The sequence below is a fragment of the Arthrobacter sp. SDTb3-6 genome (assembly GCF_013376095.1).
In the GTDB taxonomy this organism is placed as follows: Bacteria; Actinomycetota; Actinomycetes; order Actinomycetales; family Micrococcaceae; genus Specibacter.
Window position 1 is genome coordinate 18,536 of the sequence record NZ_JAAMFN010000035.1, and the last position, 26,131, is coordinate 44,666.

The 26,131-nt window shown below is 61.5% G+C and carries 26 protein-coding genes and 1 pseudogene; 12 read left to right on the forward strand and 15 right to left on the reverse strand.

Going from position 1 to position 26,131, the window contains the following annotated elements:
- Positions 1-238: 238 nt before the first annotated feature.
- The gene (locus G6035_RS15425) at positions 239-1,663 is read left to right on the forward strand and encodes a reverse transcriptase domain-containing protein (RefSeq protein ID WP_176617989.1); all 1,425 of its coding nucleotides are present in this window, start codon (positions 239-241) and stop codon (positions 1,661-1,663) included.
- A 497-nt stretch (positions 1,664-2,160) separates the two neighbouring features.
- The gene (locus G6035_RS15430) at positions 2,161-3,771 is read left to right on the forward strand and encodes an RNA-directed DNA polymerase (RefSeq protein ID WP_176617990.1); all 1,611 of its coding nucleotides are present in this window, start codon (positions 2,161-2,163) and stop codon (positions 3,769-3,771) included.
- A 714-nt stretch (positions 3,772-4,485) separates the two neighbouring features.
- Here the strand turns inward: G6035_RS15430 and G6035_RS15435 are convergent.
- The 4 genes from G6035_RS15435 to G6035_RS15450 all read right to left on the reverse strand — a co-directional run bounded on the left by G6035_RS15435 (position 4,486) and on the right by G6035_RS15450 (position 7,790).
- The gene (locus tag G6035_RS15435) at positions 4,486-5,544 is read right to left on the reverse strand and encodes a DUF4192 domain-containing protein (RefSeq protein ID WP_176617991.1); all 1,059 of its coding nucleotides are present in this window, start codon (positions 5,542-5,544) and stop codon (positions 4,486-4,488) included.
- Between the two features lie 93 nt (positions 5,545-5,637).
- On the reverse strand, positions 5,638-6,606 hold the full coding sequence (locus G6035_RS15440) for a hypothetical protein (protein WP_176617992.1): 969 nt from the start codon (positions 6,604-6,606) through the stop codon (positions 5,638-5,640).
- The gene (locus G6035_RS15445) at positions 6,606-7,082 is read right to left on the reverse strand and encodes a hypothetical protein (protein WP_176617993.1); all 477 of its coding nucleotides are present in this window, start codon (positions 7,080-7,082) and stop codon (positions 6,606-6,608) included. Before G6035_RS15445 ends, G6035_RS15440 begins: the two co-directional genes overlap by 1 nt.
- A gap of 198 nt (positions 7,083-7,280) precedes the next feature.
- Complete coding sequence (locus G6035_RS15450) at positions 7,281-7,790, reverse strand: SRPBCC family protein (protein ID WP_176617994.1); 510 nt, start codon at positions 7,788-7,790, stop codon at positions 7,281-7,283.
- Between the two features lie 419 nt (positions 7,791-8,209).
- On the opposite strand from G6035_RS15450, the gene G6035_RS15455 reads away from it, so the two are divergent.
- Genes G6035_RS15455 through G6035_RS15480 form a run of 6 tightly spaced genes read left to right on the forward strand, consistent with a single transcriptional unit; the run spans position 8,210 to position 13,284 of the window.
- The gene (locus G6035_RS15455; RefSeq protein WP_176617995.1) at positions 8,210-8,842 is read left to right on the forward strand and encodes an RraA family protein; all 633 of its coding nucleotides are present in this window, start codon (positions 8,210-8,212) and stop codon (positions 8,840-8,842) included.
- Between the two features lie 52 nt (positions 8,843-8,894).
- Positions 8,895-9,827 carry an ABC transporter substrate-binding protein gene (locus tag G6035_RS15460; RefSeq protein WP_176617996.1) on the forward strand — a complete coding sequence of 311 codons (933 nt, stop codon included), beginning with the start codon at positions 8,895-8,897 and terminating at the stop codon, positions 9,825-9,827.
- Positions 9,824-10,750, forward strand: a complete 927-nt coding sequence (locus G6035_RS15465; protein ID WP_176617997.1) for an amino acid ABC transporter permease — start codon at positions 9,824-9,826, stop codon at positions 10,748-10,750. The genes G6035_RS15460 and G6035_RS15465 overlap by 4 nt, the downstream gene beginning before the upstream one ends.
- The gene (locus G6035_RS15470; protein WP_218063279.1) at positions 10,747-11,508 is read left to right on the forward strand and encodes an amino acid ABC transporter ATP-binding protein; all 762 of its coding nucleotides are present in this window, start codon (positions 10,747-10,749) and stop codon (positions 11,506-11,508) included. Before G6035_RS15465 ends, G6035_RS15470 begins: the two co-directional genes overlap by 4 nt.
- 14 nt (positions 11,509-11,522) lie before the next feature.
- Positions 11,523-12,671, forward strand: coding sequence for a pyridoxal phosphate-dependent aminotransferase (locus G6035_RS15475; RefSeq protein WP_176617998.1), 1,149 nt, complete (start codon positions 11,523-11,525; stop codon positions 12,669-12,671).
- Positions 12,672-12,684: 13 nt separating this feature from the next.
- Positions 12,685-13,284: a TetR/AcrR family transcriptional regulator gene (locus tag G6035_RS15480; protein WP_176617999.1), complete on the forward strand. Its 600-nt coding sequence runs from the start codon at positions 12,685-12,687 to the stop codon at positions 13,282-13,284.
- Between the two features lie 46 nt (positions 13,285-13,330).
- Here the strand turns inward: G6035_RS15480 and G6035_RS15485 are convergent, their stop codons facing one another.
- Complete coding sequence (locus G6035_RS15485; protein WP_176618000.1) at positions 13,331-14,113, reverse strand: alpha/beta fold hydrolase; 783 nt, start codon at positions 14,111-14,113, stop codon at positions 13,331-13,333.
- Positions 14,114-14,115: 2 nt separating this feature from the next.
- On the reverse strand, positions 14,116-15,306 hold the full coding sequence (locus G6035_RS15490; protein ID WP_176618001.1) for an acyl-CoA dehydrogenase family protein: 1,191 nt from the start codon (positions 15,304-15,306) through the stop codon (positions 14,116-14,118).
- Positions 15,307-15,510: 204 nt separating this feature from the next.
- Here G6035_RS15490 and G6035_RS15495 point away from each other — a divergent pair, with 204 nt between their 5' ends.
- Genes G6035_RS15495 through G6035_RS15510 form a run of 4 tightly spaced genes read left to right on the forward strand, consistent with a single transcriptional unit; the run spans position 15,511 to position 18,850 of the window.
- Positions 15,511-16,068, forward strand: a complete 558-nt coding sequence (locus G6035_RS15495) for a MaoC family dehydratase (RefSeq protein ID WP_176618002.1) — start codon at positions 15,511-15,513, stop codon at positions 16,066-16,068.
- Positions 16,065-16,961, forward strand: a complete 897-nt coding sequence (locus G6035_RS15500) for a CoA ester lyase (RefSeq protein ID WP_176618003.1) — start codon at positions 16,065-16,067, stop codon at positions 16,959-16,961. The genes G6035_RS15495 and G6035_RS15500 overlap by 4 nt, the downstream gene beginning before the upstream one ends.
- On the forward strand, positions 16,958-18,124 hold the full coding sequence (locus G6035_RS15505) for a CaiB/BaiF CoA-transferase family protein (protein WP_218063280.1): 1,167 nt from the start codon (positions 16,958-16,960) through the stop codon (positions 18,122-18,124). The genes G6035_RS15500 and G6035_RS15505 overlap by 4 nt, the downstream gene beginning before the upstream one ends.
- 36 nt (positions 18,125-18,160) lie before the next feature.
- The gene (locus G6035_RS15510; protein ID WP_176618004.1) at positions 18,161-18,850 is read left to right on the forward strand and encodes a GntR family transcriptional regulator; all 690 of its coding nucleotides are present in this window, start codon (positions 18,161-18,163) and stop codon (positions 18,848-18,850) included.
- 17 nt (positions 18,851-18,867) lie between these two features.
- Here G6035_RS15510 and G6035_RS15515 read toward each other — a convergent pair.
- The 9 genes and pseudogenes from G6035_RS15515 to G6035_RS15550 all read right to left on the reverse strand — a co-directional run.
- Positions 18,868-19,698: pseudogene (locus tag G6035_RS15515) on the reverse strand (TAXI family TRAP transporter solute-binding subunit); the annotation flags it as partial.
- Positions 19,689-19,805 (reverse strand): twin-arginine translocation signal domain-containing protein, encoded by a 117-nt coding sequence (locus G6035_RS20675; RefSeq protein WP_218063281.1) that lies wholly within the window; start codon positions 19,803-19,805, stop codon positions 19,689-19,691. The gene G6035_RS20675 and the pseudogene G6035_RS15515, both read right to left, overlap by 10 nt.
- Positions 19,802-20,281, reverse strand: coding sequence for a HAMP domain-containing sensor histidine kinase (locus G6035_RS15520; protein WP_176618006.1), 480 nt, complete (start codon positions 20,279-20,281; stop codon positions 19,802-19,804). The genes G6035_RS20675 and G6035_RS15520 overlap by 4 nt, the downstream gene beginning before the upstream one ends.
- Before the next feature lie 81 nt (positions 20,282-20,362).
- Positions 20,363-20,698 (reverse strand): hypothetical protein, encoded by a 336-nt coding sequence (locus G6035_RS15525; RefSeq protein WP_176618007.1) that lies wholly within the window; start codon positions 20,696-20,698, stop codon positions 20,363-20,365.
- 56 nt (positions 20,699-20,754) lie between these two features.
- Complete coding sequence (locus tag G6035_RS15530; RefSeq protein ID WP_176618008.1) at positions 20,755-22,110, reverse strand: MFS transporter; 1,356 nt, start codon at positions 22,108-22,110, stop codon at positions 20,755-20,757.
- Between the two features lie 74 nt (positions 22,111-22,184).
- Positions 22,185-23,702: an aldehyde dehydrogenase gene (locus G6035_RS15535; RefSeq protein WP_218063282.1), complete on the reverse strand. Its 1,518-nt coding sequence runs from the start codon at positions 23,700-23,702 to the stop codon at positions 22,185-22,187.
- Entirely contained in the window at positions 23,699-24,292 is a 594-nt protein-coding gene (locus tag G6035_RS15540; protein ID WP_218063283.1) for a thiamine pyrophosphate-dependent enzyme, read from the reverse strand. Before G6035_RS15540 ends, G6035_RS15535 begins: the two co-directional genes overlap by 4 nt.
- Entirely contained in the window at positions 24,289-24,825 is a 537-nt protein-coding gene (locus G6035_RS15545) for a thiamine pyrophosphate-binding protein (RefSeq protein ID WP_218063284.1), read from the reverse strand. Before G6035_RS15545 ends, G6035_RS15540 begins: the two co-directional genes overlap by 4 nt.
- Positions 24,826-24,959: 134 nt before the next feature.
- A complete protein-coding gene (locus tag G6035_RS15550; protein ID WP_176618010.1) occupies positions 24,960-25,892 on the reverse strand; it encodes a LysR family transcriptional regulator in 933 nt (310 codons plus the stop codon).
- Positions 25,893-26,131: the final 239 nt, after the last annotated feature.

Consider the following 26,131-nt stretch of genomic DNA (forward strand, 5'->3'; position numbering starts at 1 on the left):
AATGTGCGTGTCTCATCCACCCGTCGGAGTGCATAACGTCTGATGGACGGACAGTATTTCGACAGCACGTCTGCCTACCACCGGCCCACGCTCACATTTGCTATGATCCCGGAAGGATCGCTTCCGATCTCCCGGAGCTGGAATATACTTTACAACCAACATAGGTCTACGCGCCTATGAAATTAATCGTAGATAAGGCTGCTGAAATGAGCGGTGGAAATCCAGGGACGGAAACTGAGTGAAAGACGTCTTTCCGTCCGTGAGGGATATGAAGCAGATATTCTTCAAGCAGCAACGCCGGAAGAATATTTTGCCTGAACATGCGGTTCTCACGGCCCACTTTAACGAAAAGATAGTAGCCCTACGCCGGTCCATCATAGAGTCAAATGATAAAGAAGAACAGAAAGAACTAAACTCAGAGCTTGAAACTGCTCTAAATTCCAAGCGAGATGTTGAAGATCTATTCTTTCAGAAGCAGGTAGATCGAGTGACGAACTACATGCTCAATCAACCAGATACGATTCGACTTTCGCGAGGGCCTCGTGCGGACCGTGAGATAACTACCTTCAGCAAAAGACGTCCAACTATAACGCTTTTTGATAGATATATTGCACTGGTTCTTACGCGCGCATTCCGAGTGCATAGCGTTGGGCGAGACCACGTAATCAGAAATTTAATTAACGCTCTACGAATTACACTAGGATCAAGTCAAGCTAATCGGTCGATAATCAAACTAGATATTGAAGAATGTTTCAAAAATATTGACCACGAAATCTTGATGAATAAGTTAGGCTCCCACGCCGGAGTGCCCAGATTTGTCCTCAAGCATGTGGCATCAGTATTGAATTCTTACGAGCGAATTTATGGACAAAGGCGGGGCCTGCCGCAAGGTGTGCCTTCCTCATCAGTATTGGCGGAGATATATTTTGAAAAATTTGATAATCGACTACGACAGCACCCTCGCACGGTTCTATATGCAAGGTATGTTGACGACATTGTAATTGTGTGCCATGGAAACGAAATCGTATCAGTACAAGAAACAATTTCCGAACAACTGGGGTTACTTAAATTTAAAATAAATGAACTAAAATCCGAAAAAATTAGTCATCCGTCTGACATAAATACTGACCTAACCTATCTTGGGTATACATTTGCATTTAATGCTGGTAGTGGACAGCTTCAAGGCATAGATATTTCTGAAGATAAGTTCAATCGATATGAAATGGCATTGTGTCGCCTGGAGCAGTTTGGAAAGAATCAAGTCTGTTGGAGTAGATCCCAAGATGTGGACCTATTTCTTGGAGGCTTCGAGTACCTGATCTATCAGCATCACTCAAAGGGGGACGAAGACTCGCCGAGAATCGTTACGGGACTCGGCTACAGCGCGCGTTACGTACTCCAGGTGAATGGATCTATGCCGAGAGTAGAAAGTCTAATCAAGAGCGCTTTTCATCGATCAAAGCCGATTCTCGGGAGCGTCTTACGTGGCAATTCGAACAGTGCCATTTGTCCATGCTGCGGAGGGCCAGTTGTGCGGGCGGATGAGCTAATGCGCATTCAGAGGCAGAAGTCGGTCCAGCCGTCCAAAATTCTCGCGTCCAACGCAAAACCGCATCTTGACGACGAAATGCGACTACGGATCCAGAGGTTGTTGTGGAATTAGTTCGAGGTGGGGCATCGCGGCTCAGGGCGCTGGCAACTGAGTGCCTTCCGTTTGAAATGCCGCTTGAGGCGGGATCTCCATGGCTTTATGAGTGGTTTGACAGTCGATTCGTGACGGCGAATACTGCGGGAGTCCGAGTGCGGGCTAGTAGCAGGAAGGATTTGCTTCTGCTTACTTTGATCGGCGCAAGTGATAAAGTTCCGGTCTTTGCGGGTGCTAGCTTGAAAAGGACCGTGACCATTAGCGCGGAGCAAGTTTCTAAGACATGGCGAGCACCAGCGTCTTTTCTGGTCAGGCGTGATCAGTTGAGAACTAGGCAGCTGGATCTCCTTGCGCTCGGGTCCCAGGTTGCTATTGCCCTCGCCTATTCGACGCACAAGGACTCAATTCTATATTTCGCGGGTCGCAGCAGGGTTTCATTACGCTTCCCTTCAAGAGTCACTTCGCCAGGAAAGCATTTGCAATCGCGATTCAAAGAGAATCGACCGAATCGTACAGTGCCCATTGAAACCACCGGTAGACGACTCGGTACATTTAACTCCTTCTTTGCTTATGAAAAATATGCATTTGTGGGTGAATTTTATGATTCTAAGAGATGGAACGCGCTTGAAGCTCATTGGCGCTTCTTGCGGAGGGTCGATGTTTCGAATTGCTTCAAGAGCATTTACACCCATTCATTTGCATGGGCTACAGGTAGTGATGCTCACAGCAAAGCTCATCTGGGCGGCACCACTGCATTTAGCCAGTTAGATTTTGGGCGCGCATTCGACAAAGTAATGCAAACGGCCAATTGGGGAGAGACTCATGGAATATGTGTGGGCCCAGAGGCCTCGCGAATTTTTGCCGAGATTATTTTTCAGAAATTTGATCTGGAAATTGTAAATCGACTACATAAAATTGGCCTAAGACCCGATAATTATGAAATACTTCGCTATGTTGATGACTATTTTATTTTCACTCGCGAAGACAGTGATATCGATAAGATTTCAAATGTTATTAGTGAAGTGCTGGCTGAGGGGGGTTTCACTCTCAATACGGCGAAGACCAAGGACTATGTAACACCATTCACGACGGAGATTTCGTTGAAGAAAGCGATGCTAAAGGTGTTCCTTAAGCAATCTCTGCCGTTCAAGGGAAAGCTGCCAAATTACGATATCCGAGAAGTTAGCGTACATCTAAAGGCGGCGCTCGTGGGTTCGGAAAACGATGCGCAAGCGGTTGGTGCATCGTTGAGTCAAGTGGAACTTCGCCTGCGGAAGTTCCTGACAAAGCGAGCCCCGAAATGCAAGGACGTGGAGAAGGCGAGGGCCCTTTCGGAGTATGCATGGAGCTTTGTTCACAGCATGCTTTATCAGTACCTTTCGCACCCGTCGGTTTCCTCCGCGATGAAGGTTGTTCGAGCGTTGCGAGATTTCCGAAGATCGTCAAAATTGTATGCCAAGCTATCTCCCCGAGATCTCCAAACCATAGAGTACCAAGCGGACGAATTCCTTCACTTCGCGGTAACTCGTGCAATTCAACGCCTTGTTAATGTGCCAGGAAGTGAAGTCGAACTCTGCCACTTTTTGTCGCTGGCGTCTGCAAGTAATCTTGACCTCTCTGGTGCAAGTGGACTGGTCGTGTCTCTGGCGGGGCGTCTTGATGAATGTGCTGAGCGTGGTCGCTCTCCGAAGTCCAACCAGGCGGGCGTGTTTCTAATGCTCTCTGTTTTGAAATACTTCATGGCTGAAGGTCGAGCAAGCAAGCAGGACAGAGCCAGACTCTTGAGTGTTACTGGGAAGTTCGCCAATACACTTTTCTCTAGGGAGTTCCTGCCAGGCGGTCGCATCAAGAGGCACGCTTCGCAGGAACTGTTCCTACTCGCACTTCTTGAGTGTCCTTTCATAGAGGCAAAGCTGAAGCTTGACTTGCTTGACAAGCCTTGGGTCAGAGCAGTGCTTATTGGTGAGATGGAGCTTCCTGAGCCTCAGGCCAAGTCGGCCCGTCGATTCTTAAAGCGATGTATCGCGGATGAAGAAACCGAAAGCGGCGCCCTGGCTGCTTTTGCTTGGGATGATGACGACTTTGATGCGTTACTTTACGAAAAGGAGCCACAGTTCATATACTGAGATGGCGTTGTGCGTAACTTGTGTTCTTAGCGACTTGTTATGCATCGGGGGGTGGACCCCTCGGGGGCCTTGTCCCGACACACACAATGTATCCGGGTTCTCCCATTTCCCCCTAGTAACGAGCTGCATAGCTTGTAACTAGGGGGAAACATACTTATGCAACGAGCCTATGAGCGCCGAACGGTGATTGGACCCCCAGTTTTCGCCGCGGGGATGGGACGTTGCGACCGCCAATGGCGTCACTGACCATCCGGATTTCGGAGCTGGTGCATCCGACATTGCGACGGATCTGGCCAAGCGGAAGTCATCTAGATATGGCCCGGACCTAGGTGGCCTGCAGACCATCATAGGATACCGCTGGGCCGGCACCGATAGGTGATCAGCTCCTGCGGGGCGGAAAGGGGCGACTGTAATGAGCCCAGTGTGCAATGAGACGGACATTCTTGTGGTGACTGGATCACCTCAGGGCCACTTTACAAAAGTCAGTGCAGCAGTTCCGACCGAGTCACCTGAAACCTACCGGTTTGAAGCAAAAGCAACAGCAATATAGTAGCTATCGTTGTTGCGTCTGTGCCACAAGAACAAAGGTCAAAAGCCATAAACGGAAAGTGTGATGCGGTCCTCGGGCCTAAAGCGGGGTTCGTCGGTTCGATGGGTTGCCTGTCTACCTTGCCGAACGACGTTCAGCCGGCTTGTCCGCCTCACTGCCGATGCCTACGCCATCCCCATCCCGCCGATTTCGGGTCCCCTGGTGTGGGGTGGTTGGTAGGCGTTTTGGCGGTTGGTGGCCCAGTCGGCGAGGATGCCGTCTCGGACGAGGTGGTCGGTGAGTTGGGCGAGGCGGTAGTCGGGGTCCGCCTCGAGGGCTTGTTGGAAGCACTCGTGGGCTTTGCTGCCGTGGCCTTCCCACCATTGGATGACGCCGAGGCTGGTGAGGACGGGTGCGGCGTCTACGCCGTCGGCGCGCATGTAGAGGTGGAAGAGGACTTGGGTGGCACGGTCCACGCGCTGCCAGTGGGGGCTTTGCCTAGTCTGGCCCAGAAGGAGGTCGCGCATGCTCTCATCAATGCCCGGGATGTCGGCGAGGAGCCGGTCGCGGACGGTGATGAATTTGAGGTAGGCGATGAGTTCGGCGGCTTCATCGTCGGTGGGGTTGGCGCCGCCGTCGAGCATTCTGCCCCAGAGCTCCCTGGCCTGGGCGGTGGCGTCCTGTGGGTTCATGGCCTCGATCCGGTAGCAGTGGCGGAGGACTTCGTGGCTGAGGTCGGCGGTCGCGGTGACGGGGACGTGGAAGCCGGGGGAGTTGTCGATGCTGGAACCGCGGAAGACGAGTTCGGCGTTGAGCTGGCTGCCCCTGATCCCCTCCAGAGAATGCTGGGTGGGGCGGCCTGAATTCAGGTGGAGGTAGTTGGTGAAGGTGGTTTCGCCGATGAGCCAGCCGTCGCGGACCGTGATGCCTTCGCCGCCCAGCCGCCGGGTGAATTCGTTGAGCATGTCCTCGTGGGGGCGCGGGTCCCCGGGGTTCCAGGGGGCGTGGGTGAAGATGCCGAAGACGACGCCGGTGGCTTGGTGGTCGGTGGTGATGTAGTGCAGGAGCTGGTCGGTGTACCGGGCGGTGTTGGTGGTGGGGGAGGGCAGGTTGACGCGGAGGCTGGCACCGATCCGGCGCCCGTCCAGGACCATGCAGACCAGGGATTCCTGGGGCCAGAAGCCCAGGCTGTGTCCCATCAGGGCGATGAAGTCGTCAGGGGTTTTGATGCTGAGCTTTTCCATGATGCCTCCGGTGTTGGGGCCGGCGGGTGCCGGTAACACCTGTTCATGGACGACGGCGGCGAAAACTACGTGACCAACCGCAAGCTGGGCGCTCTAACGGCCCTGGAGAAGTTGTTCGGCCTGGCTGATGAGGACCCGGTCTCGGGGGAGGAGCGTCAGTCCGCGCAGCTGGCAGTCGCGGATCTCGATGACGCGGCGGTGCAGGTGCGCGGTGGCCTGGCCGGTGACCGGGTCCAGGATGGGGGTCCAGCGGTTGCGGAGCCGGTATTTGCGTTCGGTGCTGCTGCGCCACCAGGCCGGGGTCAGCAGGGCCATGAGCCAGCGGGAGCGGAGGTTTCGGCGGAGCAGTCCTGGGGATTCACGGAAGCGTGGGAGCATGAGCCCGATGCTGACCAGGAGCACGGCCAGGGTTTCCAGGATGGTGAACGACCAGTTCAGCCCGCCCAGCACCGTGCTGTTGCGGGCGGGGGATTCCTCGAGGAGTCCGAGGGCGAGGCGGTTGCCTAGGGCCAGGGCCATGAGGGTGCAGCCGGCGGCGAAGGCGCCGACGCCGGACTTGAAGGTCCTGCTGCGCATCCTGGGCAGGAATTTCAGGCAGGTGAGGGCGACGTCGGCGCATACCCAGATGATGAAGGCCGAGCCGGCCCAGAGGAACAGCTGCATGCCCGGCTGGTTCCCGTAGGCCAGGGGGAGGTTCTGGTTCGTGGCATCGACACGGCTGGCGGCGAAGCCGGCAATCACGCAGGCCCCGGCCACGGCGGCAGCGAGCCGTCCGCGCCCAAGGTGGCGCCGCCGTCGTGCGTTGTTGGTGATGGCGGCCAGGACGGTGGCGGTGTGGAACTGCCAGAAGCCGGCCAGGATCGCGGTAATCAGGAGAAGGCCCACATGGTTGTGTCCGCCCAGGAGCGGGTCGGCGGCGATGTAGACGGCGGGGATGAAGAGGGTGCAGGCGACGGCGGCGAAGAACGTGGCGCGCAGCACGGAGGCGCGTTCCCTGTCGCGGGCGGTGGGGATGCGGATAAGGGTGAGCAGCCACAGCATCGCTGCGGGCACGTAGTCCATTAGCCGAAGACTTTGTGGAAGCCGGCGGGGTCGTTGGGGGCCGCCGGTGGGTGGTGGTTGATGCGGGCGCTGAGGAGGTCGGCGAGCATTTCCGCGGCGGCTTCGGCGTCGTCCTCGTAGCTGACCCGGCCGAGGACCTGGAGGGGGGTGTCGGGGAATCCGGGCAGCTTCGTGAGATCGAGGGAGGTTGCGGTCCGGTAGTGGCCCAGGATCAGGTGGGCGAATTCATGCAGGATGATTTGCTGCAGGTGCCAAGATGATTTCGGCGTGGCATGCACGACGGAGATGTAGTCCTCGTAGGTCATGCACAGTCCGCAGAGGTCGTCGCCCTTCATGGTGGGGAGTTCTTCGATGGTGATGGGGCGGCCGCGCCTGGCCTCAATCCAGGCCTGGATGCTGTTCAGGGACGGGTTCTCGCCGAGGTCCAGCTGGCGGTTGGCGAGGCGGACCTGGCGGCGGATTCGTAGCTTGCTCACGTCTTCGCCTTGGGCCGGCCGCCCGCCGGTGTGCGGCGGGGGATTTTTCCGCGCGGCGGGGTGGGGTGGTTGATGCCCGTGTTCCCCGGCATGTCCATGCGTCTTCCCCGTTGAGCCCTGTTCAGCGGCAGTCCCGGACCGCTGTTCTCCTCATGCTAAATCCGGCTGCGGGGCGCTGGCCAGAGGCGGGGCGAAAATTCAGCCATGGTTGTTCGTGTAGCGCCAGGCCAAAAAGTTCCTGAGCCCGGTTTCGCCCTTTCGCATGAGGGCCGCGTGGGCGTAAGTGAATGCTGGCGCGGCGATCGGGCTGAGGAAGGTCATCCAGCGGCTGGTGGGGCGCACCCGCCATTCGATGTCCATGCGGGTGTGGCCGTTGTCCGTCCTGGTGAGGACTACGCGGCCTTCGCCTTCGAGGTCGCCGCCGGCGTCGAACGCTATTTCATCTGGGCTGTTCACGACGGTGGGGTGGTAGGAGACGGTCAGGGTGTAGCCGAGGGAGGCCTTGAAATTCAGCGTGGCGGTGGTGGCGAGGAGCAGTTCCTCGTTGGACGCGCCTTTGTTTGCGGTCCGCTCCAGCGGGCTGGCGTAGCTGCAGCCCGGCCACCACTCGGGCCAGGACATGTCCGGATCGGCGATGACGTCCCAAACTTCCTGCTGGGAGTTCGGGAAGGTCCATGAGGAGGAGAGGTCGTAAAGTCGAGCTGCCATGGGGAAATTGTTGCACGGCCGTCCCTGAAGCCGCCAACGGCGTCCAGCAACTCGGTGCCTCCTTTGGTCAAAGGTGCTTTGGCCTGGCCCCGGACAAAATGGACACGGGAGCGTACGCCGGACCACCATTTGAGGCGACCTTGACGATGGTGCATGAGTCAAGTTTTTAGTGCCGTGTGAGCGAACGACAGAAGGATGGCCATGGAGGCCGTGTGATTGGCACGCGTCCGCGGCAGAACCTCGATGTGTGATCGTCTCAACCCTGAAAGGTTGCTACCTCCAACGGTAAGAGTTGGCCGTTCCGGACAAGCGTAGATTTCAGGTTTTTAGGTCTTGACGTGACCCAGACAACATGAGACGCTTGTCGCAGTTGAGACAGATGTCTCACCATTTTGATTGTTGGCTGAAGGACTTATTTCATGAAAATTGATCAGAGCATGATCGATGTCGGTCCCGTTGATTTCCTGCGTTCCGACCACACCGGGTCCTTTGAGGGCCTCCCGGTGGCCAACATCGGGGATGCCATGGACAGAATGGGCATGTGCGATTCTGGACTCCACGCCATGTGGTCCGGCGCGGCCTGCGTCGGTACGGCGTTCCCTGTTACGGTTCGCTCGGGGGACAACGCCGGACTCCATGTTGCGCTGGAGCATGTGCGTCCAGGGGACGTCTTGGTCGTGAACGGGGGAGGGGACCTGTCCCGTGCGCTGCTTGGGGACCTCCTGGCGACCAAGCTCCGAACCTTAGGTGTTGTGGGCGCTGTGATCGATGGCTGTATCCGTGACCGCTCGACACTCGAGCAGATGAGATTCCCGGTATGGGCGAGGGGCGCCAACCCCTCTGGACCATACAAGAACGGCCCCGCCCGTTTGGCCAGGGAAGCAGCTGTCGGCGGGGTGGTTGTCAGACCTGGAGACATCATTGCGGCGGACGACGACGGCGTCGCTGTCATTCCGGCTGACAGCGCCGCCGACGTCTACCGGCTCACTCTGGAGGTCATGGCGCACGAGGCTGAATTGTCCAGGGAGTTTTCCCGCCCAATCGGCCGCTAACCATCGAATCGGAAATTCCACAATGAAGTGAAAATCCCACAGGAGACAGATAATGCAAAAGAGTAAACTCATTGTTCCATGCCTGGCCATCGCGCTCTTGGTCTCGGCCTGCTCACCCGGCACCGGTGGCACGGCCGCGACAGGGCAGACACCCGGCACCGGCTCATCCGTTCAGGTTGAGAACGCAGCCTTGACTTCAAGCGTCAAGGTAAACGAATCGGCCCGTAAGCTGCTCCCTGCGGCCATTCGCGACGCGGGCGTGTTGAAGGTTGGAGGCGAAACCAGTCTCCCGCCGTACCTGTTTCTCAAGGAGGGGAAGCTTACAGGCATCGAGGCCAACATCATGGATGCGCTGGGAAAGTCGCTTGGACTTAAGGTGGAGGTCACGAACACCAAGTTCGCGGCGATGGTGACCGGTCTTGCATCCCAGCGGTTTGACGTCGCCATGTCGGACTTTTCCGACACCGTGGAGCGTCAGAAGCAAGTGACCTTCATCGACTACACGCAATCGGGACAGATCCTAGTAGTAGCAGCAGGCAACCCGAAGGGCATCAAAACCTTGGCGGACTTGTGTGGCAAGTCCGCGGCAGGACCGTCCGGAAGCTTGTCGGTTGAACTGGCCAAGCAGCAGTCGGCGAAATGTGCGGCCGACGGCAAAGCCAAGATGGACGTCCAGCAGTACCCGACCGGTGCAGAAACCCAGCTCGCCCTGCAAAACGGGCGAACGGATGCCATGGCGATCGACTACGCCATCGGCAGCTACAACGTAGAGCAGGTCCCGGACAAGATCGAAATGACGGGAGACCCCTTCGCGCTAGGATTCCACGGCGCTGCCGTCCGCCCGGCAGATAAGGACCTGCAGGCAGCCTTGGAAGCTGGACTTACCGGATTGATTGCCGACGGCACCTACAAGAAGATCCTGGACCAGTGGAAAGTACCGCAGATGGCCATGGACAAGGTGCTAATCAACGGGACCAAAAAATGACGGCACTCACCACTGATCCTTTGGCGTCGGAAAGTTCTCCCTTGAAACTTGCGCCACGCCGGCACTATGCACAGGTCGTTGGGGCGGTCGCAGTGTTGTTGCTCGCGTTTCTGTTGATTCAGAGCCTGGCACTAAACAAGAACATGCAGTGGTCGACCGTTTGGAAGTACCTTTGGAATGGCCAGGTCGGCCAAGGGATTGTCACTACCTTGGTACTGACTGTCATTTGCATGGTCATGGGCACCATTTTAGCCACAGTCCTCGCGGTCATGCGCCTGTCCAAGAACAAGGTCCTCTCGACTGTTTCCTTTGCCTATATCTGGTTCTTTCGCGGGACACCCCTTCTGGTCCAGCTCATCTTTTGGTACAACCTAGCCGCTCTCTTTCCCCTGCTGGGCATCGGCATCCCGCTTACAAATATCTCCGCGTCGGTGTCCACGAACGTCGTCATCACAGCCTTTGTGGCCGCCGTTTTGGGCTTTACCCTGAACGAAGCCGCCTACATGTCTGAGATTGTCCGAGCCGGAATCCAATCCGTCAACGTCGGCCAGCGTGAAGCTGCGCTCTCAACCGGCATGACAGAAGCGCAATGCATGGTCCGAATAGTGCTCCCGCAAGCCATGCGGGTGATTGTGCCGCCGACCGCCAACCAAGCCATCAACCTGCTCAAGGCGACGTCGTTGGTTGCTTTCATTTCCGGTGGAGACCTTCTCTCGGCCGTCCAAGACATCTACGCCGTGAACTTCGCAGTCATTCCCCTGCTTGTCGTCGCCAGCATTTGGTACTTGGTGGTCGTGTCCGTCGCCAGCGTTGGCCAGCACTATCTCGAACGGCGTGTCGGCAAAGGATTCACTCACTTCAGCGAAGACGCCGTTCGCGATCAAATCGCCTCGATCAAGGCTGCCCAAGGAGGAAACGAATGAAGCCAATGGTGGAGATTATCGACCTGCACAAATCATTCGGCAAGGTGGAGGTCCTCAAGGGCATCAACCTTCAAGTCAAGCCAGGTTCTGTCACGTCCATCCTTGGCCCGTCCGGTTCAGGAAAGTCTACGATGCTCCGCTGCATCAACCACCTCGAGCAGCCAACGGGTGGCGCTGTAAAAGTCAACGGTGACTACGTCGGATATACCCGCAAGGGCGACGTGCTCAGCGAAATCTCGGGAAAAGCACTTGCGAAACAGCGCGCGGGTATTGGCATGGTCTTCCAGCGATTTGACCTCTATGCCCACAAGACGGCATTGGAAAACATCATCGAAGGCCCCCTGCGCGTTCTGGGTCAGTCTCGGTCGGCGGCCACCGACGAGGCCATGGCGCTGTTGGAACGCGTCGGGCTCAGAAACCGTGCCCGCGCCTACCCTGCCCAATTGTCCGGTGGCCAACAACAACGAGTTGCCATAGCCAGGGCCCTTGCCATGAAACCCAAAGTAATGCTGTTCGACGAACCAACATCAGCGCTCGACCCTGAACTGGTAGGCGAAGTCCTCGCCGTCATGAAGGAAGTGGCAGCTTCCGGCATGACCATGCTGGTCGTTACCCACGAGATTGCCTTCGCCCGCGAAGTCTCCAGCGAAGTGGTGTTCATGGCAGATGGTTACATCGTCGAGCAGGGCGATCCAAACCTTGTGCTCCGCAAGCCAAGCCACCCCCGCACACAAGACTTCCTCTCACGAGTGCTATAAAGGATCCCAAGAACATGCCAAGCCCCAAAACTATCCATGCCATCCAACGCGTGCGAGACGTATCGCTGAGGAAGCCCCTCCCCACCCCACCACCGGGCGTGGTCTCCCTCGCCGTGGGCGAGCCTGACTTTGACACCCCAAAAATCATCCGCGACGCAATGAAAGACGCCTTGAACCGGGGCGAAACTCATTACTCGAACCAGCTGGGCCTCATATCGCTGCGTGAGGCCATTGCCCTGCAAGAGCGACGCATTCACAACCCGCTTACCTTGGATGACGTACTCGTAACTCATGGAGGCACGGCAGGACTTGCTGCCGCCATCCTTGGCCTCGTACAACCCGGTGACGTGGTAGCCATCGAAGACCCGACTTATTCCCTTTACCGGGACCTGGTGGCGTACGCTGGCGGAACCGTGAAATCCTTCACCCGCGACCGCACCGGGCGACTCGAGCCCGAATCATTGGCCGAGGCGGTCAGTGATGCCAAGCTCGTCATTGTATGTCAACCGTCCAACCCCACCGGTGCGATCATGAACGACGCGGACTGGATGGCCATCGAGTCCGCCACGGTCGATCAGCAAACCACCATCCTGTCCGACGAAGCCTATGCCAACCTCGTTTACGATGATCTGGCATTCATCTCAATACTCGACAGGGTCAACTTGGCAGGCCGGGGAATACTGTGCCAGACCTTCTCAAAGAAGTTTGCAATGACAGGCTGGCGGGTCGGCTACCTGGTCGGACCACCTTCCACCATCTCGTCGGCTGCCACGGTTCACCGGACGTTCAACGGGTCCGTAAATACGGCAGTCCAATATGCCGCCCTGACGGCACTCACGGAGGGCCAAGCCGCCGCAAACGGGATGCTCGAAACTTACGCGGAACGCCGCATCAGGATGGAACTCGTACTAAACGACACAGACGGACTTCGCGCAACTCGCCCGGAAGGAGCGTTCTACTATTTTTGTAAGTACGCGGACTCAAGGCCGTCAGTCGAGGTAGCGCGCGCGGCCGCCGAAGCTGGCGTCCTTGTCCGTCCGGGCAGGGAGTTCGGACCCGCGGGGGAAGGGTTTGTCAGACTATCCTTTGCCGTAGGGTTGGACGACATTCATGAAGGCATCGCCCGCCTGGGCGGGATCCTCAAATTGGATGGAAAACACTAACATTGGATCACAGATGACCACCATCGTTCCGCGGCAGGACACTTCAAGAAACCAGGAGCAAGTTCTGAAGGCTGCCCAAAAATTGCTGGCGGAATCAGCGGAAACACTGTCCATGCGGAGGCTTGCCCAAGAAGCCAACATATCTCCCGCGACCATCTACCGATACTACGGAACAATAGATAACGTGGTCGAGTCCTTTCGACGTTCCGTCATTTCCTCCGTTGTGGCCAAGAGCGACGCCTGCACCGATTCTGGTATCCAACTTCTCAAGACAGTTTGTTTGTTCTGGATTGACCTGGTTCTCAAAGATGGAAAAGCCATGAGCCATTCCCGGTCCCGCACCGGATACATGCAGCGCCTCAGGAATAAGACGCCTGACATTCTGATGCAGGAGGCTGCGATGTCGAGGCCTCTGGCCGAAGCTTGTCGCGAACTGAAAATCACTGTCCCGGGCGAGGAAGCGCTCTTCCTGTGGAACCAGATATTTGATCCACGCGATGTCCTGGACCTGGCGGCTTCCCTGGAGATCGGACGCATAGAGTTACGCGACCGACTTTCCAGCGCGCTGCTCGGAGCCCTCCAGGGATGGGTCGCAGGTACTCAGCCTCACTAGTGTCGGAGCCCTGGCAGGCGGCTTACTGATAAGTCAGGGTCGGGTTCTACTCCGAAAGGAAGGCCGACACCGCTTTCGCCGCCTGGTCAAGTTGTTCCTCGAAGTATGCATGCCGAGCACCGTCGAACACGCGGACGGTGGCGCCGGGGATCAGGTCGGCCAGCAGGTGCCCGTTGGCGGTCGGCACGACGGCGTCGTCCGCTCCGTGGAGCACCAATGTGGGTGCCGAAATGTGGGATGCGAGAGCGGATGTGTCGTGCGTGGTGCTCGCGCGGCGATGCCCGATACGGGCAAGCTGAGTCCCCGGTGTCGACACGACGGCGGGGTTCGGTTCGTGCGAGGCAAGCCACTCGGCCGAGTACATCAGGGGCAGTCGGGCGCGGTTTCCTTCCGGCCCCGATTGTCCGAATTGTTCGGCCGTGGCAGGGTCCATCAGGACGGCGGACGCCCCTCCGGTGGAGGTGCAGCCGAGCACCAGCTTGTCGGTCCGTTCCGGATGGTCCAGCGCGATCCACTGTGCCACCTTGCCGCCCATCGACGTGCCGTACACATGCGCCGCCGCAAGGCCCAGGGAATTCAGGACGGCAATGGCGTCGCCGGCAAACCTGCGGGTGGAGTACTCCGCCTTTGGTGCGGCGATGCTGGCGCCCGTGCCGATGTAGTCGGTGCGGATGACTGTGTGGCTCCCCGCCAGTGACGGAACAACACGGTCCCACCATCGCCGGTCCGTGCCCTGGCCGGACAGTAGCAGCAGCGCAGGTCCGGCGCCTTCGACGCTGAAGGCAATGGTGGAGCCGTCGTCTGCGGTGGTTGTGCTGGAGGTTGTCATGGTTAGTATGACCGGGGGAGGCCGAGGACCTTGGTGCCGATGAAGGCCTTGATCATGTTGTTGTTCACGGGTGCCACTTGGTACATGCGGGTTTCGCGGAACTTGCGTTCGATGTCGTATTGGTCCACGAAGCCGTAGCCCCCGTAGGTGTTCAAGGCGGCGTTGGCGGCGTCCCAGCTGGCCTCGGAGGCAAGGTGCTTGGCCATGTTCGCTTCGGCTCCGCAGGGTTCGCCGACGTCGAAGAGCCGGGCGGCCTCGAACCGCATCATGTCCGCAGCGCGGATCTTCATGTACGCGTCGACGATCGGGAACTGGACTCCCTGGTTGGAGCCGATCTTGCGGCCAAAGACCTCGCGGCTGTTGGCCCAGTCCGTGGCGCGCTGCGTAAACCAGTATCCGTCGCCCACGGCCTCGGAGGCGAGCAGGATCCGCTCGGCGTTCCAGCCGTCGAGCACGTAGCGGAAGCCGTTGTCGACCTGGCCTATGACGGCCGAGGCCGGCACCCGCATGCCGTGATATTGGACCTGGTTGGTGGCGTAGTTGAACATGGTGCGAACCTTCACCACTTCCAGGGTTTCCGGCTGCTGGGCGCGCACCTGGCGCAGATCGACCAGGAACAAGGTCAGGCCGCGGGTGCGGTCGGCGGAGTCCTTGGGGGAGGTGCGGGCCAGGACGAATGCGAGGTCTGATTCATCGATGCGGCTGGTCCAGCTCTTATGCCCGGTGATGACGAAGTCGTCGCCGTCGCGCACTGCACCCGTTTCGATGCTCGTGGTGTCCGAGCCGGCCTTGTCCTCGGTGATGGAAAACGCCTGAAGGCGCAGCCGCCCGGCCGCAATTTCGGGCAGGTACGTGTCCTTTTGCGCTTCGCTGCCGTGGCGGAGCAGGGCGCCCATGGTGTACATCTGCGCGTGGCACGCGGCCGAGTGCCCGCCGGAGCGGTTGATTTCCTCCATGATGATGCTCGCCTCGGTCAGGCCGTAGCCCAGCCCGCCATATTCGGTGGGGATGAGTGCTGCCAGCAGCCCCGAGTTGGTCAGGGTGTCCACAAATTCCTGGGGGTAGCTGCGTTGCTGATCTGATTCGCGCCAGTACTCATCGCCAAATCCCTTGCAGAGCTCGCGCACCGTTTGGCGCAGCTCCTCGGTGGCTGGTATCGCGGTCGCGCTCACGTCTGTGGTTTGGGGGCCCATGGCTACCTCCTTGTAGTGGCCGGATTATGGTCCGGCTGACTGTTCTGACGTCACTCTACATAATATATTGAGAAGCGCCAAGAGGGAGGCTTGTAGAATATTAGCGCCGGTAGTCCTTGACATCACAGTCATTCATGGAAAGATTCTTTGAAGAACATAATATATTGATGGATTCGAAGATGATCCCGCGTCGGAAGGAACAAAATGGCACGCAGCACTGAAGTCAAGGAGTTACGGATCGTCGAGGGGTGGACCGGCCGGCTCTTCGAGGACTTTGCCGTCGGCGACATTTATTACCACCCGTTCGGCAAGACGGTGACACAGGCCGACAACCAGCAGTTCACGCTGATGACGCAGAATGTGGCCAAGACCCACGTGGATGCCAACTTCGCCAAGGGGACCGAATTTGGCCTGCCGCTGGTCAATTCCACGTTCACCCTGGCGCTGGTGACGGGCCAGTCCACCATTGATCTGTCCATGAACGTCTTTGCCAACATGGGCTGGGACGAGGTCCGCATGCCGCACCCGGTCTATGAGGGGGACACCATCTACTCCCGCTCCAAGGTCCTCTCCGTCCGCGGCTCCGCGTCGCGCCCGCACCTGGGCCTGGTCACCGTTGCGACCGAGGGGTTCAACGAGGGTGGTGCCATCGTGATCAGCTATCGGCGCACGTTCATGGTCTACCGCCGGGGACACCTGCCCAGCGTGGCCTCGTCCCGTCCCGACGAGTCCTCGCTGCCGGCCGTGGAGGTCAAGGCATGAGGGCCCCCGCCGCCGTTGACCTGCGGACGACGCCGGAGGTGGACTTGGCAGCGTCCGTCACCATTTTGTTCGTCCCCGGCAACCGCCCCGAGCGTTTCGCCAAGGCCTGTGCCATGGATGCCGGCGCTGTCATCATTGACCTGGAAGACGCGGTCGCGCCCGGCGATAAGGCGCAGGCCCGGCGCCATGCCGTCGCGGCCCTCTCCGCGGCAGCCGAGGGTCGGCTTCGGGCGCTGGTGCGTGTCAATACGCCCGGCAGCGATTGGTTTGCCGAGGACCTGGCCGCGCTGGGCGAACTCGCTCGCACACCGGACCACGGGCTGCGCGGCATCATGCTGCCCAAGGCCGAACACCCTTCCCACATCGCCATGGTGACGGCAGCCGTGGCGGAGGGGACCGGCGTCGTACCGTTGGTGGAAACGGCGCTGGGAGTGGTCAACGCCCTTGACCTTGCCCGCACCCCCGGCGTCGCCCGGCTGGCTTTCGGCGCCGTGGATTACGCACTGGACATTGGTGCCACCGACGATCCTCGGGCGCTGGACTACGCCCGCGGCGTACTCGTCGTCGCGTCCCGGGCCGCCGGCATCGCCGCCCCGCTGGACTCGCCCTCAACTGCCATCGAGGACCTGGCGCGCGTGGCGACCGAGGCCGGGCTGGCCCGGATGCTCGGCTTTGGCGGGAAGTTGTGCATCCACCCCGCCCAGCTCGCCGCCGTCGGGGCGGCATTTGCGCCCACTCGGGCCGCGACAGCCTGGGCCGCCGAAGTACTGGCCGTCGCCAACCACGGCGCAGCGCAGGTCAACGGCGAAATGATCGACCGCCCGGTCGTGGAACGCGCCCGCCGCATCGCAGCCACGGCTGCGGCCACCCGCGCCCGGAAGGACCAGTCATGAGCATGTTGCCGTTGGAGGGGCTGACGGTTGTCTCGCTGGAACAGGCCGTCGCCGCGCCGTTTGCCACGCGCCAGCTCGCGGACCTGGGGGCGCGTGTGATCAAGATCGAACGGGACACTGGTGACTTTGCCCGCGGCTACGATGAAAGCGTCCACGGCATGGCCAGCTATTTTGTGTGGCTGAACCGGGGGAAGGAATCGGTGGTCCTGGACTTGAAGTCCGTCGCCGGGCTCGCCGCGCTCAAGTCACTGGTGGCCAAGGCCGACATCCTCGTCCAGAACCTGGCACCCGGGGCCATCGAGCGTCTTGGTCTGGGACCAGACGAGGCCCTGGCATTGAATCCGCGGTTGATCCACGTGTCCATCTCCGGCTATGGGCGGGGCGGCAGCTATGAAAGCAAGAAGGCCTACGACCTGCTGGTGCAGTGCGAGGCTGGGCTGCTCAGCGTCACCGGAACGCCGGAGGAACCCGCAAAGGTGGGCATCTCGATCGCCGACATCTGCGCGGGCAGCTACGCCTACTCGGGCGTGCTCACCTCCCTGTACCAGCGGCGGGGGACCGGACGCGGCGATGTGCTGGAAATCTCCATGCTCGAAGCCCTGGCCGAATGGATGGGACAGCCCTATTTCTATGCCCAGTACGGCGGCCGGCAGCAGCCCCGCACGGGGGCCCAGCATGCCACCATCGCACCTTACGGGCCGTTCGCGGCCGCCGACGGGACGGTGTTCTTCAGCATCCAGAACGAACGTGAGTGGGCCAAGTTCTGTGAGGTGACCCTGGGCGATCCCGAGCTGGCCGTGGACGCACGCTTCCACACCAACACGCTGCGGGTCGCCAACCGGGGCGAACTCCACGCCGCCATTGACGCGGTGCTCGGCCAGCTGCCGGTGGCCGAGGCCCTGGCCCGGCTGGACGCGGCAGGAATCGCCAACGCGCAAATGCGGAACATGGCGGAACTGGCAGACCACCCGCAGCTGCAGGAACGGGACCGCTGGCGCGACGTCGACTCGCCCGTGGGGCCCCTGCGAAGCCTCCTCCCACCCGTCACATCACGGGAATCCGCCGTGCGAATGGGACGGGTGCCCGCCTTGGGGGAACACACCGGGAAGGTGTTGGCCGAGCTGGCCGCCGATGCGGCAGATGGTGAACTGTCGGTTCGCTAAGCTGGGGACTTCAGTGGAAGGAAGAACGGGCGGACCATGACGGAAACTCAGCAGGGCAGGCGGCGCCCGCAACTTAGTGACGAGGCGGCCGCCTACATACGGGCGCTGATCATGTCCGGGGAGTTGCGGCCGGGTTCGCAGGTGCGCCCGGAAACGATCGGTGAGCGGCTGGGCATTTCCACCACGCCTGCCAGGGAAGCGTTGCAGCTGCTGCGCGTTGAAGGGTTTCTGGAATTGGTTCCCCGTCGCGGCTTTCAGGTGGCGCCGCTGACCGGGGCGGACATTCGGGACCTGTTCCGGGCGCAGGCTCTTCTGGGGGGTGAGTTGGCGGGCCGCGCTGCCGTGCGCGTCGGCCCGGCGGAGCTGGCGGAACTTTCGGCGCTCCACCATGAACTCATGGCGGCCGCTGCGCGGAACGACACAGGGCTTCTGGAGGAAAAGAACCACGCCTTTCACCGGATCATCAACCACCTGGCGGACTCCCGCAAGATCCTGTGGGTGCTCGGGCTAACGGTGCGGTACGTCCCCCGGATGTTTTATGCTTCCATCCCGGGGTGGCAACAGGCCACTGTCGAGGACCATGGAAAGGTCCTGGACGCCCTTACCGCCGGCGATGCCAACGCCGCACGCGGCGCCATGGAAGACCACCTCACCCACGCGGGCGAATTGCTGGCGGAGCACTTTGACGCGCGGATCCAAGGAGAAGGCCAGCGCACCCCCGCCTGACGCCCCCTTGCGGCGTCTTAGCCGTGCCACCGGCGGTAGGTGGCAGCAGCCCCTGGATGCAGGGGAACACCTGCCGTGGTGATGAGCGCGCGGGTCCAAAAACTGCATCCCCAGAATTCCGGCAGCACCAGGTCGGCGGATCGTGAAACCAAAATGTCCACCAAAGATCCAGCGACCACATCCGTCAGGTCGGACCGGGCCAGCAGCAGGCTGGCGACACCCACCGTCCGAGTCTCCCCGGCATTGCCGTAGACGCCTGCCGGGATGCTGGTGGACTGGTAGACGGACCCGTACTGCCGCTGGAGCAGGAGGGCTTTCGCGCCCAGGTCGATGAGGCGGATCTTGTTGCCGGCTGAACCGGCCACTATGGGCAGCGGAACGCCGCCGGCGAACAGGGCAGCGTCCACCGTGCCCGTGACCAGGGCGGAGCCGGTCGCGGCGATGCCGAGGGGCCGTTCGGTGAAGTCTCCGCCGCGAACACCGGCGGCCGCCAGGATGCGCAGTGCCGTGGAGCGCGTACCGGACTGCGCCGGCCCGAGGCTCACGGTCCGCCCCGCCAGCCCGGCAACCGATTTTATGGGCGAGCCGAGGGGGACGGCGAGCTGCCAATAGGTTTGGTAAACACGCCCGACGGCGGCCAGGCCAGCCAGGTCCGTGCCCAGGGCGTCGGCCAGGGCCCGCCCAATCCCCGCGCGGCCCGCCCTCATGAGCTGAAGGTTTTGGAGGGTTCCGGGCGTCTCCAACGGGACCAGCCTGAACGCTGGTTCAGATGCCGCCGCCGCGGCAAGGAGGTGGGCGAATTCGGCAAAGAAGCCGCCATTCTGTCCGCCGGCCAACGCTACTTTGACCGGTTCCTGCCGGGTGCACCCGGCAGGGCTGCGGCCAGGCCTGCGCCTGTCGTCGTGAGGAAGCCACGGCGGGTGGGTGAGCTGCCGGTGAAATGTCGTGATGTCATGCGGTTCTCCCCTCCCGTGTGGATTCCGGGTTGGGAACGCCGGGGATTTCCACCGTGGCCGTCAATCCGCCCCCGGGCGTCTGCGACAGGCGGAGCGTGCCGCCCATGTTTTCCGCCAGGGCTGCGGCGATGGCCAGGCCCAGGCCCGTGCCGGGCGGATTCGGGGCGCCGCGGTCAGCTGAAATTCCGCCACGGAAGAACCTTTCGCTCAGTCGGCCCAGGTCTGCTGAGCGGACTCCGGGGCCGGAGTCGGCCACCGTCACGGCCACGATATTGCGCCCGGTCGCCGCCACGCCGACCCTTAGCTGCCCGCGCGGAGCGTACTTGCACGCATTGTCCAGCAACACGTCCAGGACCTGCTGCACGAGGTGCTCCTGTGCCAAGACCCGGTGTGTGGTGCCGGACCCGCGCAGGGTCAGTGAAGTGCCTTTTTTCTCGGCCGTCGTTGACCAGAAGTTGACCCGTCCGGCTGCCACGAATCGGGCATCGCAACTTTCCTTGACGGGGGCCGGGTGTTTCGGCCCGGGCAAGGGCCAGCGGGTCGCGCAGGATCGCGTTCAGGCGTTCAGGCGTTCCGCCTCGGTACCGGCACGCTGGACCCTTGGGCGGTTGGCTGCATCCACCTGGCCTTCGAGCGTGTCCAGGCGCAGCTGCAAGGCGGCCAGGGGGTTGGGCAACTGGTGGGCGGTGTCGGCCACCAGACGCTGCTGGGCTGCCGTTGACGCGGTGACGGCGCTGGCCATGGCATTGAAGGAGCCGGCCAGCTCGCGCAGTTCTCGCGGCCAGCCGGCGCGCTGGGGCAGCTGCTGCCGGTCTGGGCGGACGGGGATGAAGGGCAAGGCTGCCGCCAGTTCCCGCACGCGCAGGCTGAGCCGGCCCAGAGGGCGGATCACCCACGCGGAAGGCCAGCTGAAACCTCAGTCCCAGCCGGCCCTACGAGTGTCCGAGGCTAGTCCTTTTGCGCGCCGCCGGTGACGCTGATGCCGTGCCGGGGAACACCGTCGTCCGGTTCCACGTCAATGGTGTTGCGCGTGAAGGATCCCTTCATCATGATCAGGGCCACGAGCGTCAATGTCGCGAAGCCTGTCACATACCAGCCGAAAAGCCCTTCATGGCCGGCGGCCTTCAACCCCAGGGCCACTGATTCTGTGCTCCCGCCCAGGACCGCTCCGACGATCGCGTAGGGCAGCCCGACGCCGACGGCACGGACATGGGTGGGGAACATTTCCGCTTTCACGATGGCGCCGCAGGCGGTGTATCCGCTGAGGATCGCCAAGGCCAGCACCAGCAGCAGAAAGGCAGCCCAGGGGTTTCTGGTGCGGCCCATGGCGGCGAGGATGGGGACGGTGAACAGCACGGCCCCGATGGCAAAGGACAGCAGAGCGCGGCGCCTGCCGATCCGGTCCGAGAGCGCACCCATGGCCGGTTGCATGAAGAGGAACACCAGGAGGGCGAAGAAGTTGATCATCGCGGCCTCGGGTTTGGGGATTCCGGCAGTGTTGACCATGTATTTCAGCGCGTAGGTGGTGAAGGTGTAAAACGCGATGGTGCCGCCGGCAGTCAGGAGCATGACGGCAACCAGCTGGCGCGGGTGGTTGCGGATGAGCGAACGCAACCCGGTCGGCTCGCCTTCGGGGCGTCGTGTCCGGGCCGCCTGGAAGTGGGACGACTCGTCCATGGAGCGGCGCAGCCACAGGACGACAAGGCCGAGCACGGCGCCGACCAGAAATGGGATGCGCCACCCCCAGGCATGCAACTGCCCGACGGTGAGCGCCGACTGCAGGCCTATCAGTGTGAGCAGGGCCAGCAGCTGGCCGACGATGATCGAGGAGTATTGGAAGCTGGAGTAGAATCCGCGGTGCCCCGGCGTCGCGATTTCCGACAGGTACGTGGCACTGGAGCCGTACTCGCCGCCCACGGAGAGTCCTTGAAGCAGCCGGGCGGCCAGCAGCAGGGCCGGGGCGCCAAGTCCTATCACGTCGTAGCCGGGAATGAGCGCGACCATCAGCGAGCCGATGCTCATTAGGGTCACCGAGAGGGTCAGCCCGGCCCGGCGTCCGCGCCGGTCCGTGTAGAGCCCGAGCATCCAGCTGCCTAGGGGCCGCATCAGGAATCCGACGGCGAACACCGCCGTCGTGGACAGCAGCTGTACCGTGGCGTCACCCTTCGGGAAGAAGACGCTGGCGAAGTAGAGGCTGAAGGAGGCGTAGGCGAACCAGTCGTACCACTCGACCAGGTTGCCGATGGAGCCTTTGATGACGTTTGAAATAACGCGCCGCCGTGGAGGCATGAGTGGGAGAGCCATGTTTTTCACCAATCTTTTGAAGAGAGCGGCCGGCACGCCGGTCAAGCTGTCGGCCGCTGGCGTTTGACGGGCCTTCAGCCCAGGACGAAGGGATCCCGGTTCGGGGCCCCGGTGTTTATCCACACGGTTTTGGTCTCGAGATAGTCGCTGATGGCCTCGCTGCCGTTTTCCCGGCCGACGCCGGAGTCCTTCATGCCGCCGAAGGGTGCCATGAAGCTGACGGTGCGGTAGGCGTTGACCCACACCATGCCGCTGTCCACGGCGTCGCTCATGCGGAAGGCCCGTTCGATGTTGCTGGTCCAGATGCCGGCGCCGAGCCCGAACCGCGTGCTGTTGGCCAGGCGAACTGCCTCGGACTCGTCACGGAACGGGATCACGGCCAGGACGGGTCCGAAGACTTCCTCCTGCGCAATGTCCATCTCAGGTGTCACGCCGGTGAAAATGGTGGGTTCCACAAACCAGCCGCCGCTGGGCTGCGTGGCCGGCACCTGGCCGCCGAGCGCCGTCGTCGCCCCCGCCGCAACGGCCTGGTCGATGTGGCCCAGGATCTTCGCCAATTGCGGCCTGGTTGTCACCGGGCCCACTTGCGTTCCGGGCGACATGGGGTCGCCGATGCGTGCCCGGCGGGCGAGGCGTACAAGCCTGTCCACGAAATCATCGTGGATGGATTCCTCGACCAGCAGCCTGGACCCTGCAATGCAGGTCTGGCCGGTGGCGGCGAAAATCCCGGAAACGACACCGTTGACGGCAGCGTCAAGGTCGGCGTCGGCAAAGACGATGTTGGGCGATTTACCGCCAAGTTCCAGGGTGCACCGCTTCAGCCCGGCCGCGGCCTGGGCCCCGATGAGCCTGCCGGTTGCGTCCGATCCGGTGAATCCGATCTTGCGCACCAAAGGGTGGTCAACGAGCCGGGCCCCGACGTCGTGCCCGAAACCGGTCACGACGTTGACTACGCCCGCCGGTACACCCGCCTCCTCAAGAATCCGGACAAATTCCAGGGTGGAGGCCGAGGTGAATTCGGAGGGCTTGATGACGACGGTGCAGCCAGCCGCCAGGGCGGGGGCCAGCTTCCAGGCCAGTAGCAGCAGGGGCGAGTTCCAGGGCGTGATAATTCCCACCACCCCGACTGGCTGCTTGCGGGTGAAGGCGAAGTAGCCTTTCTTGTCCAGTGGCAGGACCGAACCTTCGACCTTGTCTGCCAGGCCGCCGTAGTAGCGGAACCACTCGGGGATATAGTCCATTTGGCCGCGCATCTCGGCCAGCAGCTTGCCATTGTCACGCACCTCGATTTCGGCGAGCCGTGCTGTTTGGGCGGCCAGGGCATCGGCCGCAGTCACCAAGACCTTCCCGCGCTCGGTGGGCGTCATGCCCGCCCAAGGACCGATGGTGAAGGCCCGGTGGGCGGCGGTCGCGGCAAGGTCGACGTCGGCCGCACCGCCCCATGCGACCCTCGCCCAGGCCCGGCCGGTCCACGGATTCTCGGAATCCAACCACGTCCCCGTCGTATGTGGGCGGCCGTCAATGTGCATCGGGTAGGAAGCAAGTTCAAGGGCTGCGCCATCGGCTGTGGCGGACGCCTGGGACTGGCTCACAGCGGTGCCAACCCAAGGTGGGCGCGGAAAGAATTCTTCGCGGCGGCCCCGTCACGCCCGGGCATGGCGCGCGGCTGCTCGCCCGTGGCGATGACGGCATGGGCGAACACTGGCCCGGACTGACTCTGTATGTGCTTGGCGAGGTCGTCGACGTCGTCCAGCCCATTGATGCGCAGCACTACGCCAATGCCGAATCCGGCGGCAATCTCGCCCAGGTTGGCGCCCAGGGAGGTGTGGCTTTGCTGCATGCCGGTCTCCCCAAAATGGCCGTTGTCCAACACCACGATGCTCAGATTGGAGGGCCTGCTGGCGGCGACGGTGCCGAGGGAACCGATGCCCATGAGCATTTCGCCGTCGCCCGTGATGACCACGACCTGCCGCTCGGGTTGGGCCAGGGCGAGCCCGAGGGCCAGGGGGACTGCCCCTCCCATGGCACCCCAGAGGTGGAAGACACCCGCGCGGTCCGGGGCTGTTGCGTGGACGTCGTAGGTGGGGTTTCCGAGGCCGGTGACGACGAGTGCCTCGGGCACGGCGGCCAGGAGCGAGGCGACGAGTTCGCGGCGGTCCAGGTTGCTGGTTGCGGTGTTCACTTGCTGTCCTTCTTCCAGATTTTGCGCCCAATGAGCCTCTGGCCGATGAGCACGGCGACGCGCTCTCCGGCAAGGAACGCCGCATCTGCGGCTGCCGAAACCGTCTCGGCAACGTCGTCCGGGGTGTCGGCGCGCAGGACGTTGATTCCCATGAGCTTGAGGGCGTCCTCCGTGGCCCGGCCCATGGGGCCCTGCCACGGGTTGAACTCCGCGTATTCGCCGCGCATGGTGACCAGGGCCAGGAACGGGAAGCGGCAGGAGTCCAGGAGCGAGAACATGTTCACGCAGTTGCCGACGCCGCTGCTTTGCATCAGCAGGGCCGCGCGCTGGCCGCCCAGCCACGCTCCGGCGACGACGGCAACCCCCTCCTCCTCCGTTGTCAGGACGACGTCGGTGATGTGGGGGTCGGCGATGGCCTCGCGGATGGCGTGGCTGTGGCCGGCGTCGGGCACGTAGGCAACTTGCTGGACGCCGCTGGCACGCAGGGCGCCCCAGAGCTCCTGCTGCCAAATGGGTGTTTCTGTGGCGGGCACGTGTGTCTCCTTTGATGTGATGAACGTCATCTATTATTTGAATTGATTTAAAATCAAATCAAATAGTATTTTCTGATGTCACTATCAGGGCAGGGGATGGCTGCAGTGCAGAAGGCTCCGCGAATATCGGGTTTTTAGGCGGAGGGGAGGCGTCCCGAGGGCCAGTCCCCGGCCTCCACGAGATTGCCGGCAAGTACGGCAACAATCGCCGTTACCGCCGTGACAGCCTGACGTGTGGCGGCGTCCCTGGCGGTGGCAAGGATGATGGAACGTTCGATGACGGGCACTTCCAGGGGTGCCGCTTCGATCCGGCCCTCTGCGAGGTCGGAGACCAGGCAGCATGCGGGGAGCGCGGACCAGAATCCGCCAGACATGGCGAGGCGCTTTTGGACGTCCATGGAGTCCGTTTCGACGGCAGGCTCCAGTTCCAGATTTTCGGCGGCAGCCGCAGCGTTGAGGAGCGTGCGGATGCCTTGGCCCGTGGCTGGCAGAACCATGGCATGACGGGTGAGCTCGGCCAGGGGGACCGCATCCCTGAGGGCCAGGCCTGAACCCTTGGCGGCCACGGCCCAAAGCTTTTCCGACAGCAAGGGGCGGGTATTGAGCGTTGGGCTGCCTTGGGCTTCATAGAGCAGGGCCGCGTCGACTTCACCGCGGTCAAGGTGCTGTTGCAAGTCGCCAGAGTAGCCCACCTGAAGTCGCAACTTGATGCCAGGATGCTGGGTCGCGACCTCTTCGACGAGAGGGACGGCCAATAATTCCGTGGTGCTTGGCAACAGGCCCATGGTCACGAGTCCGCGGATGGATCCGAGGCTTGGACCGACCTCGGCCTTGGCGCGGGCCACGTCGTGGAGGACGCGGCGGGCATGTTTGACCATTTCCTTACCCGCTTCTGTCGGCTGCATGCCGTGCCGGTTGCGTTCGAAGAGCGTGACGCCCAGTTCCTGTTCGAGGAGGCGGATTTGCCGCGTGACGGCGGGTTGGACCAAGTGAAGGATTTCCGCCGCACGGGTCACGCTGCGAGTTTCGGATACCGTCACGATGGCCAGAAGCTGCTTGAGATCCATCAGGTCCTGTCCTAGGGTGTCGGGCTTGTTCAAATACTATGGGGCAAACCACATCATCACGCGGCTGGGCCAGTGTCCAACCGGTTTCACGTGTCCCCGGTGCCCAGAGAAAGTCCACGGCTGAGGAGACGGATATACAGTGGGCAGTGTCGGAAAGTAAGGACAGTGACGATGCCCACACGTGTTAGCTTTGCCAATCTTGAGACTTTCCTGGCGGTTGTCCGCAGCCCGACGATCAG

What these genes read in the sequence shown, in the direction of transcription:
- G6035_RS15435 (WP_176617991.1), bottom strand. Translation starts at nt 5,544, where the DNA reads ATGGAAAAGCTCAGCATCAAAACCCCTGACGACTTCATCGCCCTGATG.
- G6035_RS15440 (WP_176617992.1), bottom strand. Translation starts at nt 6,606, where the DNA reads ATGGACTACGTGCCCGCAGCGATGCTGTGGCTGCTCACCCTTATCCGC.
- G6035_RS15450 (WP_176617994.1), bottom strand. Translation starts at nt 7,790, where the DNA reads ATGGCAGCTCGACTTTACGACCTCTCCTCCTCATGGACCTTCCCGAAC.
- G6035_RS15455 (WP_176617995.1), top strand. Translation starts at nt 8,210, where the DNA reads ATGAAAATTGATCAGAGCATGATCGATGTCGGTCCCGTTGATTTCCTG.
- G6035_RS15460 (WP_176617996.1), top strand. Translation starts at nt 8,895, where the DNA reads ATGCAAAAGAGTAAACTCATTGTTCCATGCCTGGCCATCGCGCTCTTG.
- G6035_RS15465 (WP_176617997.1), top strand. Translation starts at nt 9,824, where the DNA reads ATGACGGCACTCACCACTGATCCTTTGGCGTCGGAAAGTTCTCCCTTG.
- G6035_RS15470 (WP_218063279.1), top strand. Translation starts at nt 10,747, where the DNA reads ATGAAGCCAATGGTGGAGATTATCGACCTGCACAAATCATTCGGCAAG.
- G6035_RS15475 (WP_176617998.1), top strand. Translation starts at nt 11,523, where the DNA reads ATGCCAAGCCCCAAAACTATCCATGCCATCCAACGCGTGCGAGACGTA.
- G6035_RS15480 (WP_176617999.1), top strand. Translation starts at nt 12,685, where the DNA reads ATGACCACCATCGTTCCGCGGCAGGACACTTCAAGAAACCAGGAGCAA.
- G6035_RS15485 (WP_176618000.1), bottom strand. Translation starts at nt 14,113, where the DNA reads ATGACAACCTCCAGCACAACCACCGCAGACGACGGCTCCACCATTGCC.
- G6035_RS15490 (WP_176618001.1), bottom strand. Translation starts at nt 15,306, where the DNA reads ATGGGCCCCCAAACCACAGACGTGAGCGCGACCGCGATACCAGCCACC.
- G6035_RS15495 (WP_176618002.1), top strand. Translation starts at nt 15,511, where the DNA reads ATGGCACGCAGCACTGAAGTCAAGGAGTTACGGATCGTCGAGGGGTGG.
- G6035_RS15500 (WP_176618003.1), top strand. Translation starts at nt 16,065, where the DNA reads ATGAGGGCCCCCGCCGCCGTTGACCTGCGGACGACGCCGGAGGTGGAC.
- G6035_RS15505 (WP_218063280.1), top strand. Translation starts at nt 16,958, where the DNA reads ATGAGCATGTTGCCGTTGGAGGGGCTGACGGTTGTCTCGCTGGAACAG.
- G6035_RS15510 (WP_176618004.1), top strand. Translation starts at nt 18,161, where the DNA reads ATGACGGAAACTCAGCAGGGCAGGCGGCGCCCGCAACTTAGTGACGAG.
- G6035_RS20675 (WP_218063281.1), bottom strand. Translation starts at nt 19,805, where the DNA reads ATGACATCACGACATTTCACCGGCAGCTCACCCACCCGCCGTGGCTTC.
- G6035_RS15530 (WP_176618008.1), bottom strand. Translation starts at nt 22,110, where the DNA reads ATGGCTCTCCCACTCATGCCTCCACGGCGGCGCGTTATTTCAAACGTC.
- G6035_RS15550 (WP_176618010.1), bottom strand. Translation starts at nt 25,892, where the DNA reads ATGGATCTCAAGCAGCTTCTGGCCATCGTGACGGTATCCGAAACTCGC.